The sequence below is a fragment of the Pelagibacterium xiamenense genome (assembly GCF_021166475.1).
In the GTDB taxonomy this organism is placed as follows: Bacteria; Pseudomonadota; Alphaproteobacteria; order Rhizobiales; family Devosiaceae; genus Pelagibacterium; species Pelagibacterium xiamenense.
The window spans coordinates 1,526,643-1,540,924 of sequence record NZ_JAJOYS010000001.1 but is presented as its reverse complement, the minus strand read 5'-3'; the positions used below and the strand labels follow the sequence as shown (position 1 = coordinate 1,540,924).

The 14,282-nt window shown below is 63.9% G+C and carries 13 protein-coding genes; 7 read left to right on the top strand and 6 right to left on the bottom strand.

Annotated elements, in window-relative coordinates; translation table 11 throughout:
- A complete protein-coding gene (locus tag LSG43_RS07515) occupies positions 1-924 on the bottom strand; it encodes a LysR family transcriptional regulator (RefSeq protein WP_231802596.1) in 924 nt (307 codons plus the stop codon).
- Positions 925-1,029: 105 nt separating this feature from the next.
- On the opposite strand from LSG43_RS07515, the gene LSG43_RS07510 reads away from it, so the two are divergent.
- Together LSG43_RS07510 and LSG43_RS07505 are read left to right on the top strand one after the other, a co-directional pair.
- Entirely contained in the window at positions 1,030-2,691 is a 1,662-nt protein-coding gene (locus tag LSG43_RS07510) for a glutaredoxin domain-containing protein (RefSeq protein WP_231802594.1), read from the top strand.
- Positions 2,692-2,711: 20 nt separating this feature from the next.
- Complete coding sequence (locus LSG43_RS07505) at positions 2,712-3,083, top strand: DoxX family protein (RefSeq protein ID WP_369412453.1); 372 nt, start codon at positions 2,712-2,714, stop codon at positions 3,081-3,083.
- Here LSG43_RS07505 and rhaM read toward each other — a convergent pair.
- The 3 genes from rhaM to LSG43_RS07490 form a co-directional block, all read right to left on the bottom strand.
- Positions 3,080-3,397, bottom strand: a complete 318-nt coding sequence (rhaM, locus tag LSG43_RS07500; RefSeq protein ID WP_231802592.1) for an L-rhamnose mutarotase — start codon at positions 3,395-3,397, stop codon at positions 3,080-3,082. The genes LSG43_RS07505 and rhaM overlap by 4 nt on opposite strands.
- A 48-nt stretch (positions 3,398-3,445) precedes the next feature.
- Positions 3,446-4,738, bottom strand: coding sequence for an L-rhamnose catabolism isomerase (gene rhaI, locus LSG43_RS07495; protein WP_231802590.1), 1,293 nt, complete (start codon positions 4,736-4,738; stop codon positions 3,446-3,448).
- 127 nt (positions 4,739-4,865) lie between these two features.
- Positions 4,866-6,968, bottom strand: a complete 2,103-nt coding sequence (locus tag LSG43_RS07490; RefSeq protein WP_231802588.1) for a bifunctional rhamnulose-1-phosphate aldolase/short-chain dehydrogenase — start codon at positions 6,966-6,968, stop codon at positions 4,866-4,868.
- Positions 6,969-7,218: 250 nt separating this feature from the next.
- Here LSG43_RS07490 and LSG43_RS07485 point away from each other — a divergent pair, with 250 nt between their 5' ends.
- From LSG43_RS07485 to LSG43_RS07465, 5 genes are all read left to right on the top strand, one after another.
- Positions 7,219-8,019, top strand: a complete 801-nt coding sequence (locus LSG43_RS07485; RefSeq protein WP_231802586.1) for a DeoR/GlpR family DNA-binding transcription regulator — start codon at positions 7,219-7,221, stop codon at positions 8,017-8,019.
- A gap of 45 nt (positions 8,020-8,064) precedes the next feature.
- A complete protein-coding gene (gene rhaS, locus LSG43_RS07480; protein ID WP_231802584.1) occupies positions 8,065-9,060 on the top strand; it encodes a rhamnose ABC transporter substrate-binding protein in 996 nt (331 codons plus the stop codon).
- Between the two features lie 153 nt (positions 9,061-9,213).
- Complete coding sequence (locus LSG43_RS07475; protein ID WP_231802582.1) at positions 9,214-10,713, top strand: sugar ABC transporter ATP-binding protein; 1,500 nt, start codon at positions 9,214-9,216, stop codon at positions 10,711-10,713.
- A gap of 2 nt (positions 10,714-10,715) precedes the next feature.
- The gene (locus tag LSG43_RS07470) at positions 10,716-11,696 is read left to right on the top strand and encodes an ABC transporter permease (protein WP_231802580.1); all 981 of its coding nucleotides are present in this window, start codon (positions 10,716-10,718) and stop codon (positions 11,694-11,696) included.
- Positions 11,693-12,691, top strand: a complete 999-nt coding sequence (locus LSG43_RS07465) for an ABC transporter permease (protein WP_231802578.1) — start codon at positions 11,693-11,695, stop codon at positions 12,689-12,691. The genes LSG43_RS07470 and LSG43_RS07465 overlap by 4 nt, the downstream gene beginning before the upstream one ends.
- A 42-nt stretch (positions 12,692-12,733) precedes the next feature.
- Here LSG43_RS07465 and LSG43_RS07460 read toward each other — a convergent pair whose 3' ends face one another.
- Positions 12,734-13,594 (bottom strand): GNAT family N-acetyltransferase, encoded by an 861-nt coding sequence (locus LSG43_RS07460; protein WP_231802576.1) that lies wholly within the window; start codon positions 13,592-13,594, stop codon positions 12,734-12,736.
- Positions 13,591-14,280: an aspartate/glutamate racemase family protein gene (locus tag LSG43_RS07455; RefSeq protein ID WP_231802574.1), complete on the bottom strand. Its 690-nt coding sequence runs from the start codon at positions 14,278-14,280 to the stop codon at positions 13,591-13,593. Before LSG43_RS07455 ends, LSG43_RS07460 begins: the two co-directional genes overlap by 4 nt.
- Between the last annotated feature and the right edge of the window lie 2 nt (positions 14,281-14,282).

The following is a 14,282-nucleotide window of genomic DNA, read 5'->3' as shown; positions in this document are numbered from 1 at the left end:
CTACCGGCCGATTGACGCCATCAGACGCCGGATATGGCCATCCAGAGTGTCGAGAAAGACCCTCACGGCGGGCACGGTGGCGCGGCGAGGCGGCATGACGGCATAGACCTCGACGAGGGGACCCGTCCAATCGGGCAGGACGCGCGCAAGCGTTTGCGCGCTGACAAGGTGCTCCCCGTATAACCGGGGCAGGAAGGCGATCCCCTCGCCGGCCTTGAGGACGCTGACAGCAACCGCCGGATCCTCGACGACCAGTCGCGGCGGACTGTCGAGGACGAGCGTATCCCGGCCGTCGGTCAGCTCCCAATTCGGCGATACGCCCGCGACGGCGACGACGAGACGGCCCCGCGCGGCGATCGCATCCGTGTCGTGGGGATCGATAGCGGCGGCCGCGGGCACGAAAAGCGCCAACGGGCTCGCGAGGACGCGCTTGGCGACGAGATGGGGTTCGTCGGGGCGTCCGAGCCGCAGGACGACGTCGAGATTTTCCGCCAGGGGATCAGGGCCGAGACCGGAGATATGAAGCTCCGTGCGCACCTTCGGGTAGCGCCGGGTGATCCCGGCGAGAACCGGGGCGAGGATGTGTTCACCGAGCAGCGCGCTCGCCGCGATGCGCAGCGGTCCGCTCGGTTCGCTCTGGCCGCGTCGGAGCACCTCGTCGGCCTGACGCGAGGCCTCGATCGCGGCTTCGGCGGCGGGGCGCAGCGTTTCGCCGAGCGGGGTCAGCCGCAATCCCCGGGCCATGCGGTCAAAGAGCGGCGATCCGGCGGCGGTTTCAAGCCGGGTCAGCGCGCGTGAAAGCGAGGCCTTGGACCGTCCGAAACGCCGCGCGGCGGCGGAAAGCCCGCCAGCGGCGGCGATCAGGCCGAAAGTGCAGACATCCTCGATATCGAAGTCTCGAGGGTCGAATTCGTGCTGTGTCATCGCTTCAGCCTATCGTTCCACTTTCGGAACGTCCAGTTTCAGTTTGGGCGCTTTTCGGAACGAAAACCACGCGTAGCGTTGGGGGGTACGACACAGGAGTGAGCCATGAGCATCCTCGTTTTTACCAAGCCCAACTGCCCTTACTGCGCCCGCGCCAAGGCTGCGCTCGAGGCGCATCACCTGCCCTACCAGACGCTCGATATCACCGCGAACGCGCGGAATGCGGATGCGAGCATCTATTTTTCCGGGGTCGGGACGGTACCGCAGATTTTTATCGGCGAGCGCCATATCAACGGCTCGGACGATCTGACCGCCCTTTCGGATGCGGGACGGCTCGAGGCGCTTTACGAGGCCGAAGACGGCGGCTTGCCGATCGATGGACCGAGCGATGAAGACCTCGCCGAGGGGGCGGAGGACCTTCTTCTGCGCGAGGTCATCCCCGAGAGCGACGGCACGCATGACGAGGACCCGGAGGCCTGGCCGATCCTGCGGCTCTACAAGGATTTTTTCGGGTTCTGGCCGAACTGTTTTTATTTCATGCGCCACTGGCCGGAGGGCTACAAGCTCTTCGTTTATTGCCACAACGCCGGCGCCATCGGCGCGGGACGCGAAATTCTCGGCCCGCCTGTGATGATGGCGACGGGGTTCGCGACCTCGAACGCGCATGGATGCAATTACTGCAAGGTGCATATGACGGCCGCCGGGGGCGATGCATCGCTGGGGATCGCCGACCTCGTCGAGATGGCACGGGCGGGCAAGGCACCGCCCGATGCGCCTATCGGGCCTTATGAGGTTGCCCTGTCCGATCTCGCGGCGGACGCCACGACACATTCGGTGGCGCCGGACGCCTTTGCGCGCATCACTGCGCTGGCGGACACGGCGCGCGGGCCCAGGCGCGAGCCGCACGAGAGCATCAAGGGCACGGCGATGATCGCTTCGGCCTTCGGGTTTCTCAATACGTTCAACGACATGACCGGCGTGAAGGTGGAACCCGAATGGGCCGCCAAGGCCGAGCAAGCCCGTGGCATCGAAGCCGGGCGGCACGGCGTCAGCAGCGACCGCGCATCGACCAACCTCGACCACGATCTGCCCCAGGGCGGGCCGACGATGGAGGAGATGATCGCGAAGTATGAGGCTGTGGTCATCAATGCCGGCGGGGTTGAGCCGTATCTTATCGGCGAGCTTGGGCTGATGCCGGACTGGGTGTCGCTGTGGCCGGGGCATTTGCGGGCGCGGCATGCCTATCTCTATTGCGAATTGATGCAGCCACGGGGGCATTCGCCCATACCCTCCGAGCTCAAACATCTGATGGCGCGGGTGTCCGCGATCGTGCGGGGGCACGACTATCTTGCCGCCGTCGAGGCTTATCTCGCGGCGCGGGCTGGTGGAGACACCCCCAAAGCGGTCGAGCGCGCGCGTCACGCGTTCGACGCCGCGAGGGGATACGCCGTTCCGGACGATCTCTTCACACCGGCGGAAACCGCGGCGCTGCGGCTTGCGTGGGTTTCAGCGCAAATCCCGCTCACGACGCCTCGGCGGTTCGTGGCGCCGGCGGTCGCGCATTACGGGCCGGTGGAGCTCGTGCACCTCATCACCGTCTGCGCGCTGGCCGGGTTGGTGCAGCGGTTTTGCGCCATTGTCCGGCCAGAGATGGAGCCCGAGGTGGAGCGGTTCATGGACGCGCATGGGCTCGAGACCGATACGCTGGCGGTGCGCTACCCGCTCGCGGAAGAGACGGCTGCGCTGAGCGCGAAGGCTGTGAACTAGAGTCAAAACAGGAGGTTGCCTTGTCCAGTTCAACAAAAATCGCAATGAGACCCGTCTGGCTGCGCTGGACGGTCTGGGTCCTGCAGGGGGGCACCGCAATCGTCTTTCTCGCCGCCGGCGGCGCCAAGCTGGTCAACGCCCCCGCGATGGTCGATCTTTTCGAGCAGATCGGGATCGGCCAGTGGTTCCGCTACCTCACGGGGCTGCTCGAAATCACCGGCGCGGTTCTGATCCTGATCCCTCGCCAAGCGTTTCGGGGGGCGCTTCTATTGGCGTCCATCATGGCGTGCGCAGTGCTGGCCCACCTCTTCCTGATCGGAGGCAGCGCGTTGCCCGCGCTGATCCTGCTTGCGATCACCGCAACGGTGGCGTGGCTGCAGCGCCCGGCTTAATCGAGCTGGAAGACGCGCTTAAGATCAACCTGGACAGGCGAATTGTCCGGGTTGGTCTCCATGATGTCCGCCATCATCACCCACCAGCGCTTGACGATTTCGGTGTCCGGCAGCGCGTCCATCGTGTGATCAGCGGTGCGGACGAGCGTGGCGAAGAGGTGATGGGTTTCCGGGTCGAGCCAAATGGAATAATCCGAGACGCCCGCATCCTTGAGCGCCCGGGCCAGCTCGGGCCAGATTTCGTCGTGCCGGCGTTCGTATTCGGCGGCCTGGCCAGGATTGAGGGTCATGCGAAAGGCGATGCGTTCGCTCATGCCCCGCTCCTGGTTTGAAGATCCGGTTGCCACTTTATCGCCCCCGCCCTAGACGATGCCGCCGCCGCCGCCCGAACTTTCGGGGCGGACTGCCGCGACCCTGGCTCGGTAGCCGGCGGCGCGGTAGGTGGCGATGGGATCGACGGCGGCCTCCTTGCGCTTGCGGGCCATGGCGAGGATGGGCTCGACATCGGTGCGGAAGGCCGCCTTGAGCGTCTGGCTCGCCATCAGGGCGTCGTTGTCCTCCTGATAGCCGGCGAGCGCCTTGCGGTCGACAAGGAGCGCCTGAGCGTAGGCGCGTTGCACTTCCATCGCGGACTGCATCAGGCTTTCGATGGGATCGGTGACGTTGTGGCTCTGGTCGAGCATGTGCGCGGGATCGAAGTTCTTCGCGCCGCGCTGCTCGGCGTCGACGAGTTCGTTGAAGACGAGGAACAGGCGGTAGGGGTCGATCGAGGCGGTATCGAGGTCATCGTCGCCGTATTTGCTGTCGTTGAAGTGGAAGCCCCCGAGCTTGCCGAACTGGATGAGGCGGGCGACGATCATCTCGATATTCACGTTGGGCGCGTGGTGGCCGAGGTCGACGAGGCAATAGGCCTGGGGTCCGAGTTCCTGGGCGATCATGTAGTTGGTGCCCCAGTCCTGCACGACGGTCGAATAAAAGGCCGGTTCGTACATCTTGTGCTCGGTGAAGATGCGCCAGTCGGCGGGCAGCGCCTTGGTGACGTCTTTCATCGCGGCGAGGTAGCGCTCGAACTGGGCGGTGAAATTGGTCTGGCCGGGGAAGTTCGAGCCGTCGCCGATCCAGACGGTCAGGGCCTTCGAGCCGATGGCCTTGCCGATTTCGATGCACTCGATGTTGTGGTCGATGGCCTGCTGGCGGGTGGCGGCGTCGGTGTGGCTCAGTGAGCCGTATTTGTAGGAATGCTGCTGACCGGGAGAATCCTGGAAGGTATTGGAGTTCATCGCGTCGAACCCCAACCCGAGCGCATCGGCCTTGTCCTTTAGCTTTTTCGGGTCGGCCTTGTCCCACGGGATGTGGAGCGAGACGGACGGGGTCGCGCCGGTCAGCTGGTGGATGACGCCGCAATCCTCGAGCTTGTCGAAGATGTCGCGCGGCTCGCCCTTGCCCGGGAAGCGCGCAAAGCGCGTGCCGCCTGTGCCAACGCCCCAGGAGGGGACGGCGACGCCGTAGGCGCCGACCTTTTCGGTGACCGTTTCGATATCGATGCCACGGCGGTCGAGGTGTTCGCCCAGCGCGGCATAGTCCGCGTCGAGGCGGGCGGATGCGGCAGCGTTCTGCGTTGCAATGACGTCTTTGGCGATCGTGTTTTCGCTCATAGTCTTGTCCTCCCTATCGGCCATCAGACCGTTGCTGTCTCGGCTCACCCCCACCCCTAGCCCCTCCCCTTGATGGGGGGATTAAGGGTGGGGTGGCGCCGAAGGCGCATTCGTCAAAATGCGTGTCCTACCGCGTAAAGCTCTGGGCGTTGCCCGCGTCGACGTTGATGATGTTGCCGGTCGATTTCGCCGACATGTCGGATGCGAGAAAATAGATGGCCTCGGCGATGTCCTCGGGGAACACCGAGCGCTTGAGCATGGAGCGCTGGCGGTAGTGTTCTTCGAGGTCGTCGGTGTCCATTTTATAGGCCGCCGCGCGCTGTTCTTTCCACTCGCCAGTCCAGATTTTCGAGCCGCGCAGGACGGCGTCGGGGTTCACCACGTTGACGCGGATCTGTTCGCCCGCGCCTTCGAGCGCGAGGCAGCGCGCCAGGTGGATTTCGGCGGCCTTGGCCGTGCAGTAGGCCGAGGCGTTGGGGGACGCGGCAAGGCCGTTTTTCGAGGCGACGAAGACGACATTGCCGCCGATCTTCTGGGCGCGGAACAGCTTGAACGCCTCGCGGGAGACGAGGAAATAGCCCGTCGAGAGGATGTCCATGTTCTTGTTCCAGAGCGCCAGCGAGGTTTCCTCGATGGGGGCCGAGGACGCGAGACCGGCGTTGGAAACGAGAATGTCGAGGCCGCCGAATTCGACAGCTGCCGACGCGAAGCCGGCGATGACGGCGTCTTCGCTGGTGACGTTCACCTCGGCCGTGCGGACGACGTCCCCGGAGAAGGCAGCGCTCAGCTCGTCCTTGGCCGCCGCGAGGCCTCCGGCATCGATATCGGCGAGGACGACGCACGCGCCTTCTCGCAGCAGACGGACGGCGGTCGCCTTGCCGATGCCCCCTGCCCCGCCGGTGACGAGCGCGACCTGGCCGGCGAGCGATTTGGGCTTGGGCATGCGCTGGAGCTTGGCTTCTTCAAGGAGCCAATATTCGATATCGAAGGCTTCCTGTTCGGAGAGGCCCTGATAGGTCGAGACGGCGGACGCGCCGCGCATGACGTTGATGGCGTTGACGTAGAATTCGCCGGAAATCCGCGCGGTTGCCTTGTCCTTGGCGAACGTGAACATTCCGACGCCGGGCATCAGGTAGACGACCGCGTTGGGGTCGCGCATGGCCGGGGAATTGTCGTGCTTGCAGCGCTCGTAATAGGCGGCGTAGTCGGCGCGGTAGGCTTCAACGTCTTTTTCGAGATTGGCAATGACGGCGTCGACGTCCGGGTTCCTGGGGTCGAAGCCGATGACGAGCGGGCGGATTTTCGTGCGCAGGAAGTGATCCGGGCACGAGGTGCCGAGCGCGGCCAGCGGCTCGAGGTTCTGCGAATTGACGAAGTCGAGAACCGCGGCGCTGTCGTCGAAATGGCCGACCTTGTGGCTGTCAGCCGAAATCATGCCGCGAATGCGGGGCATGAGGCGGGCGGCGATGGCGCGACGCTCGCTCTGGGGAAGCGACTCAACCCTGGCGCCGCCAAAGGCGGGGACGCTTTCGGTTTTCTTTTCGAGCCACGCGATGGCCTTGTTGATGGTCGCGATTGTGGTTTCGTAGCACTCCTTGGGCGTATCGCCCCAGGTGAAGAGGCCGTGGCTTTCGAGGATGACGCCCTTTGCATCGGGGTTTTCGAGGCAGAACTTTTCGAGCCAGAGGCCGAGTTCGTAGCCCGGGCGCTTCCAGGGGAGCCAGCCGATCTCGTCGCCGAAGATCTCCTGCGTCAGAGCCTTGGAATCCTTGGAGGCGGCGATGGCGATGATGGCGTCGGGGTGCATGTGATCGACGAAAGGCCGCGGCACGTATGCGTGCAGCGGGGTATCGATCGAAGCGGCGCGGGGGTTGAGGTTGAAGGTGGCGTGCGGAAGGTAGCCGACCATCTCGTCCTCGTATTCGACACCGCGATAGAGATCCTTCAAGGCGCGGAGCTTGTCCATATAAAGGGTCGCGAAGCCGTCAAGCTTGATGGTGCCGACGTCACCGCCCGAGCCCTTGACCCAGAGGACTTCGACGTCCTCTCCGGTCAGCGGGTCCTTCTCGAAGATCTTCGAGGACGTGTTGCCGCCGCCGTAGTTGGTGACGCGCTTGTCCGACCCCAAAAGGTTGGAGCGGTAAACGAGGCGCTCGGCCTCGTTCATGGACGCCGCCTTGGCGTCGTCCCAAAGGTTTTCGAGGCGCGCGGGCGCGGATGAGGTGGCCATGATATCCTCCCGGGGTCTTGGTGTTGCCCTTCATTTCCACGACCAAGGGCGGAAAGTCAATCAGTTTCCGTCAAAAACTGTCATGCAGCGAAGCCCTTGCACTCCCGCCATCCACGGCGGTTTCAGCGCGAAACCGCCCGATTTTCTGGCCGAGCGCAGCATATCCTACCCAATTACATGAGTTGTATGACAGAAATTTTGATTGACTTTGATTGTTTGCTCTCGGATGTTGATCGGCAGGAGGAGCTATATGCACGAAAAAGAACGCCACCGCCTGATTGTATCCGCTGTCCAGAGCAAGCCGGTCGCGACCGTCGGCGAGCTGGTCGAGCTGACCGATTCCTCGGAAGCGACGATCCGGCGGGACATCGCCGCACTGCATGTGCAGGGCCGGCTGCGGCGCGTGCGCGGCGGTGCGGAAGCGCTGACGCCGCCGTCGACCTCCTCGCTCATCGGACGCCCGTTCGCCGTCAATGAGGGGATCAATGCCCCGTTGAAGCGCGCGATTGCCAAGGAGGCGGTCGCGCTGTGCAAGGACGGGGAATCGATCATCATCAACGGCGGGACGACGACGTTCCAGATGGTGCATTATCTCGCGGCGCGGCGGATGCAGGTGTTCACGAACTCCTTCCCCATCGCCAGCCACCTTCTCGCGCATTCGAAGAACAGCGTCGTGGTGCCCGGCGGCACGATCTACCGCGAGCAGAACATCATCCTCTCGCCCTTCGAAAGCGATGTGACCAGGCATTTTTACGCCCAGCGCATGTTCATCGGCGCGCAGGGGCTGGGGCCGCACGGGCTTACGGAAGCCGATCCGCTGATCATTCAGGCCGAACAAAAGCTGATCGGCCAGGCGGACGAACTCGTCGTACTGGCGGACTCCTCGAAATTCAGACAACGCTCGAGCCTCATTCTATGCACGCTCGAGCGCATCGATACCGTTGTTACCGACCGCGGCATTCGCGACGAAGACCGGCAGATGCTCGAAGACGAAGGCGTCAAGGTTGTCGTTGCGGACGCGGAGGCAAAAGAATCGTCGTCGGTCGCCTGAGGCTGACGCCGAACCACCAACCAACATGCTCCAGGGAGGACATTCATGAGCTTGGTTAAGACCCTCATCACATCGACGGCGCTGGCGGCAGCGATGCTGACCGCCGCCGCTCCGGCACAGGCCCAGACGCGTATCGCGCTTGTGGTCAAGTCGCTCGGCAACGGCTTCTTTGAAGCCGCCGCCGCCGGCGCTCGCGATGCCGCCGAGGAAATCGGCGATGTGGAAATCATCTATACCGGCCCGACCGAGCCGACAGCGGAAGCGCAGATCGAGGTGATCAACACGCTCATCGCCCAGCAGGTCGACGCCATCGCGATTTCGGCCAACGATCCGGACGCCGTGGTTCCGGCGCTGCAGCGCGCCATGGATCGCGGGATTACCGTGATTTCCTGGGACTCGGGCGTTGCGCCTGAAGGCCGCGAAATGCACCTCAACCCCTCGTCCAACGAGTTGATCGGCGATACGATCATCCGGCTTGCGGCCGATCATCTGCCCGATGGCGGCCAGGTCGCCATTCTTTCGGCCACCGCGACAGCCACGAACCAGAATATCTGGATCGAGGAAGCCCAGAAGGTGCTGCCGAACTACGAAGGTATCGAACTTGTCGATATCGTTTATGGCGACGATCTTTCGGACAAGTCCTACCGCGAAGCGCAGGGCCTGATTCAGTCCTATCCGGACCTCGACGCCATCATCGCGCCGACGACCGTCGGTATCGTGGCCGCTGCCCAGGCGGTGACGGATGCGGGCAAGATCGGGGAAATCAACGTCACCGGCCTCGCGCTGCCCTCTGAAATGGCAGGGCATATCGCATCGGGTGCCTCGGAAAGCTTTGCGATCTGGAACCCGATCGATCTGGGCTATTCGGCGACCTATATCGCCCACGCCCTTGCGACCGGCGCAGCGACCGCCGAGCCCGGTTCGACGATTGGCATCGGCCATGTGGGCGAAGTGACCATCGGTGAAGACGGTCAGGCCGCCATGGCCGAGCCGTTCACCTATGACGCAAGCAATATCGATCAGTTCAAGACCATCTTCTGATCGAACACAGGCGCGGAGCGCGGCCCGGCCGTGCTCCGCTCCTCTGCTTGCCCCCCTCTTCCCGTCAGCCGCAGCGAACCCGGTTCCGCCGGCGATTTTGCGAATGGGCATTTGGGAGCGATAATGCTCAATAGACCTGAGAAACCTGCAACGATGACCGCAGAACCGATCCTGCGCCTTGAGGGGATCACCAAGACGTTCCCCGGCGTCAAAGCGCTCAACGATATCGCGCTCGAGCTCTATCCGGGCCAGGTGACCGCGCTCATCGGCGAGAACGGCGCGGGGAAATCCACGCTGGTCAAGATCATGACCGGCATCTATCAGCCCGATGCCGGTGCGATCACGCTTGACGGCGAGGCTGTGCACTTCCCGTCCGCGCATGCCGCGCTCGACCACGGCATTACGGCGATCCATCAGGAAACCGTGCTCTTCGACGAGCTTTCGGTCGCCGAGAACATTTTTCTGGGCCACGCGCCGCGCACCCGGGTCGGCTTTGTCGACTGGAAAAAGCTGCGCGCCGAGGCCGCCGATATCCTCAAGAACATGGGCGCGTCAATCGACCCCGGTGCGCGGCTCAAGGATCTTTCGATCGCCAACAAGCACCTTGTGGCGGTGGCGCGCGCGCTTTCCATCGAAGCGCAGATCGTGATCATGGACGAGCCGACCGCCGCGCTCTCGCACAAGGAGATCGAGGAGCTTTTCGTCCTCGTCGACCTGTTGCGCCAGGACGGCAAGGCGATCCTCTTTATCTCGCACAAGTTCGATGAAATCTTCCGCATCGCGGACCGCTACACGGTCTTCCGCGACGGGGAGATGGTGGGGTCCGGGCTGATGGCCGAGACCGACCAGAAGGAACTCGTGCGAATGATGGTTGGCCGGTCGGTCGACCAGGTGTTTCCCAAGCAGGAGGTCACGCTTGGCGAAACCGTGCTGGAGGTCAAGGGCCTCTCGCATCCGACCGAGTTCGACGATATCAACTTTACGCTCAGGCGCGGGGAAATCCTCGGGTTTTACGGGCTCGTGGGCGCAGGACGCTCGGAGCTGATGCAGGCGCTCTTCGGCGCGACGCGGCCTTCGTCGGGCACCGTGACGCTCGAGGGCAAGCCGGCGCTGGCCAAGAGCGAGGCGGATGCGATTGAAAAAGGCATCGTCTATGTGCCCGAGGAACGTGGGCGGCAGGGCGCGGTGATCGGATTGCCGATCTTCCAGAACATCTCCCTGCCCTCCTTGAAGAAGACGTCGCGCAGCGGGTTTCTCGATCTTGCGCGCGAGTTCGCGCTGGCGCGGAAGTATGCCGAGCGGCTGGATTTGCGCGCGGCATCGCTGAGCCAGGACGTGGGCACGCTTTCGGGCGGCAACCAGCAGAAGGTGGTGATCGCCAAATGGCTGGCGACACAGCCGCGCGTCATCATTCTCGACGAGCCGACCAAGGGTATCGATATCGGCTCCAAGGCGGCCGTGCATGAATTCATGAGCGCGCTCGCCGCCGAGGGGCTGTGCGTCATCATGGTCTCGTCCGAACTGCCGGAAATCATGGGCATGTCGGACCGGGTGATCGTGATGCGCGAAGGCCGGATCGCCGGGGAATTCAACCGCGAGGCGCTCGACGCCGAAACGCTGGTGCGCACTGCCGCCGGCATCGAGGAAACCTGACCGTGCAAGCACTTTTGAAACATCGCGAACTCATTCTCGTTGGCGCCATTGCCGTGCTCGTGGGGCTGATCGCCCTGCGGTTCCCCGGCTTCATCGCGCCGCGCAACATCGTGCGGGTGTTCGACGACACCTCGATCCTGATGATGCTGGCGCTGGGGCAGATGGTCGTCATTCTCACCCGGTGCATCGACCTTTCGATTGCGGCGAACCTGGCGCTGTGCGGCATGATCGTCGCGATGATCAATGCGGCGTTTCCCGATATTCCGATCCCGGCACTGATCGTTGTGGGCGTTGCCTGCGGGGCGGCGCTGGGCGCCGTGAACGGGCTTCTGGTCTGGAAGCTCGACATTCCCTCGATCGTCGTGACGCTGGGGACGATGACGATCTTCCGCGGATCGATCTTCCTGCTTTCGTCGGGCGAATGGGTCAACGCGCACCAGATGAGCGCGGCGTTCAAGGCATTTCCGCGCACCGAGTTCCTCTGGATCCCGGTCTTTTCGTGGATCGCGATTGCGGTCATCGCGCTCTTTTTCGTGCTGATGACGCGCACGCCGCTGGGGCGGTCGTTCTATGCGGTCGGGGTCAATCCCACCGCGTCGGTCTATACCGGGATCGACGTGGGACGGACGCGGTTCTTTGCGTTCGTCGTATCGGGAATTGTCGCGGGGCTTGCCGGGTATTTGTGGGTGTCGCGTTACGCGGTTGCCTATGTGGATATCGCGGGCGGATTCGAACTTGAGGTCGTCGCGGCGTGCGTCATCGGCGGTATCTCGATTGCCGGCGGGATCGGGACCGTGGCGGGTGCGGTACTGGGGGCGCTGTTCCTCGGTGTCGTCAAGAACGCCCTTCCGGTCATTGACGTCTCGCCCTTTGCGCAAATGGCGATTTCGGGCGCCGTTATCGTCATCGCCGTTATCTTCAACGCCCGGGCCGAGCGCAAAACCGGCCGGATCATCCTGAGAAAAGCCGAGGCGTCAGCATGAGCGACACCACCCTTTCCCCCCGCTCCATTCCCGACCGGCTCGAGAGCCCCCTCGCCTCGGCGCTCAAGAGCTGGGAGATGCTGCTGGCTCTGGTGGCGGTCGCGATCTTCATCTTCAACAGCCTTGCGACGCCCTATTTCCTCAACCCGTGGAGCCTGTCGGACGCCACGTTCAATTTCACCGAGCGCGGCATCATCGCGCTGGCGATGGCCATGGTCATCATCTCGGGCGAAATCGACCTGTCGGTCGCGGGCATTCTGGCGCTGGCGTCGACCGCGATGGGTGCGGCGGCGCAGTTCGGGGTCGATGTACCGGTGCTGATTGCCATCGGGCTCGCGGTCGGCGTTCTCTGCGGCGCCTTCAACGGGCTGCTGGTCTCGGGCCTTGGACTGCCGTCCATCGTCGTTACCATCGGCACGATGAGCCTTTTCCGGGGCATTTCCTACATCGTGCTGGGAGACCAGGCCTATCGCGGCTATCCGTCAGGTTTCTCGTTCTTTGGACAGGGCTATGTCTATTGGGTGATCTCGTTCGAGATCGTGCTGTTTCTCGTCATGGCCGCGATATTTTATGTTCTCCTGCACCGGACGAGCTTCGGCAGGAGTGTGTTCGCCATCGGCAACAACGCAATGGCAGCACAGTTCTCCGGCATTCGCGTGCGGCGGGTGAAGTTCGTGCTTTTCTGCCTCACGGGTCTCATGGCGGGGCTCGCGGCGATCCTTCTGACGTCGCGGCTGGGTTCGACGCGGCCCTCGATTGCCTTTGCATGGGAACTCGAGGTGGTCACCATCGTCGTGCTCGGCGGGGTGTCGATCCTCGGGGGTGCGGGAAGCATCCTGGGGGTCGTGATCGCCGGGTTCGTCATGGGGCTGGTGACGTTCGGGCTGGGCCTTTTGAACGTGCCGGGGATCGTCATGTCGATCTTTGTCGGCTTGATGCTGATTACAGTGATCGCAATCCCGATCGTTGCCCGGCGCATCAAGAGCCGGAGATAGAGGCCAAGCAAGCGTCGCCTGCTCTCGGGACGGCGGCGCCCGTCACCCCAACTCGAACGTCGTGATGCCGAAAATGCCAGCCATATCCGTTGCTGGCGCTGGGCCCTTGTACATGCGTGCGGTTTCAAAGACCGGTGCCATATTGAACTGCTCGGCAAGGCGGAGTGCCGTTGGATTGTCCGCTGGAACGTCGAGGAAGACCGGGGCGCCGGGCTCCGCCGTTTCGGTCAGCGCGGCGAGCAGGGCCTGGGCGATTTCGCCACTATCGGCGAAGAGCGGACCGATCTTGTAGCCCTCTACGCACGGGCGGATGGTGCCGTAACCGGTGAGACGGCCGCCTCCTTGGGCGACAAGCGTTTTCCGGCGCGTTCCTTCCGGTGGGAGCGTCCAGGCTTTCAGGAAAATCGTTCGGTCCGCAGGGAAGAAACGGCGGTCGTAGCGCATAAGGGGTTCGGTGTCGGACGGCCCGATCGGACGAATGCCGGGTCCACGCTGCCGGGGGAAGGCCCGCGCGGGCGCTGTGAAGCGAATGTTGCGGCCAGCATAACCGAAGCCCGATTTACGATAGTTGTCCTGCTGCGCGACGACGCCGTCAAGACCGATGGTCCGTCCGGCGAGATGAGCCAGCCCGGCGTTCCACGTCGCCAGCCCGAACCCCTTGCCGCGATGCGGTTCTCGGACAATGTAGAAGCCCAGAAAGCCGAAAGCATCGCCATAGCGGACAACGGAAATCGAGGAGACCGGCTCGTCCCCGAGATAGCCGACAAGGAAGCCTTCGGGATCGGCGGCGTGGAAGGCTGCGAGGTCATCGAGACCCGGGTTCCAGCCCTCGGCCGCAGCCCAATCGATGGCGGTCTGGAACTGGGCCGCAGAGGCCGGTCTGACGACGAAATCCGTGCTCATCGGGCAGATATAGCGGAGTGGTGACGCGATGGCACCCCGCGCGCAACCGTCTCGCACAGCCCGACCGCGGCCGCGACGCCGTCGATGACGGGAATACCGAACCGCGCCGCCATGTCCTCGGCAAGCCCTGCCATGCCTGCGCAACCAAGGACGATGGCATCGCATTCGTCTTCGCGCAGCGCGGCGGCGATGGTTGCGGCGATGGCATCGGTGGATGCCTTCCGGTCCGTTTCGAGCGCCAGCACGGGCACCCCCGAGGCGCGCACGTGGGCGCAACGCCTGGCGAGCCCGTAGCGGGCAAGGTTGCCCTCGAGCACGGGAACCGCAACTTGCAGCGTCGTGACGACGGAGAACCGCATGCCCATGACGCTGCCCGCGAGATAGCCCGCCTCGCCGATGCCGATCACCGGGACGCGGGCGCGCCTGCGCAGCTCCCAAAGGCCGGTGTCGTCGAAGCACGCGATGATGACGGCGTCGTAGGACTGCGCCGCCATCTCCTTGTCGAAGAGCGCAAAGAGGCCCGGCAGAGCCGCTTCGCCGTCGGCTGCGCCCTGAATCGCGGGCGGCCCGTCAGACGGGTTGACGGCAACGATCTCGGTGCCGTCCCTCGCCGCAAGCCGGGCCTCGGCCGCGATCGATGCCGTCATTTCGGCGGTCGAGTTGGGATTGATGAGGAGGATACGCAAGG

Coding starts and splice junctions, on each gene's coding strand:
- LSG43_RS07515 (WP_231802596.1), bottom strand. CDS start 924: ATGACACAGCACGAATTCGACCCTCGAGACTTCGATATCGAGGATGTC.
- LSG43_RS07490 (WP_231802588.1), bottom strand. CDS start 6,968: ATGGCCACCTCATCCGCGCCCGCGCGCCTCGAAAACCTTTGGGACGAC.
- rhaI (WP_231802590.1), bottom strand. CDS start 4,738: ATGAGCGAAAACACGATCGCCAAAGACGTCATTGCAACGCAGAACGCT.
- LSG43_RS07510 (WP_231802594.1), top strand. CDS start 1,030: ATGAGCATCCTCGTTTTTACCAAGCCCAACTGCCCTTACTGCGCCCGC.
- rhaS (WP_231802584.1), top strand. CDS start 8,065: ATGAGCTTGGTTAAGACCCTCATCACATCGACGGCGCTGGCGGCAGCG.
- LSG43_RS07465 (WP_231802578.1), top strand. CDS start 11,693: ATGAGCGACACCACCCTTTCCCCCCGCTCCATTCCCGACCGGCTCGAG.
- rhaM (WP_231802592.1), bottom strand. CDS start 3,397: ATGAGCGAACGCATCGCCTTTCGCATGACCCTCAATCCTGGCCAGGCC.
- LSG43_RS07460 (WP_231802576.1), bottom strand. CDS start 13,594: ATGAGCACGGATTTCGTCGTCAGACCGGCCTCTGCGGCCCAGTTCCAG.
- LSG43_RS07475 (WP_231802582.1), top strand. CDS start 9,214: ATGACCGCAGAACCGATCCTGCGCCTTGAGGGGATCACCAAGACGTTC.
- LSG43_RS07485 (WP_231802586.1), top strand. CDS start 7,219: ATGCACGAAAAAGAACGCCACCGCCTGATTGTATCCGCTGTCCAGAGC.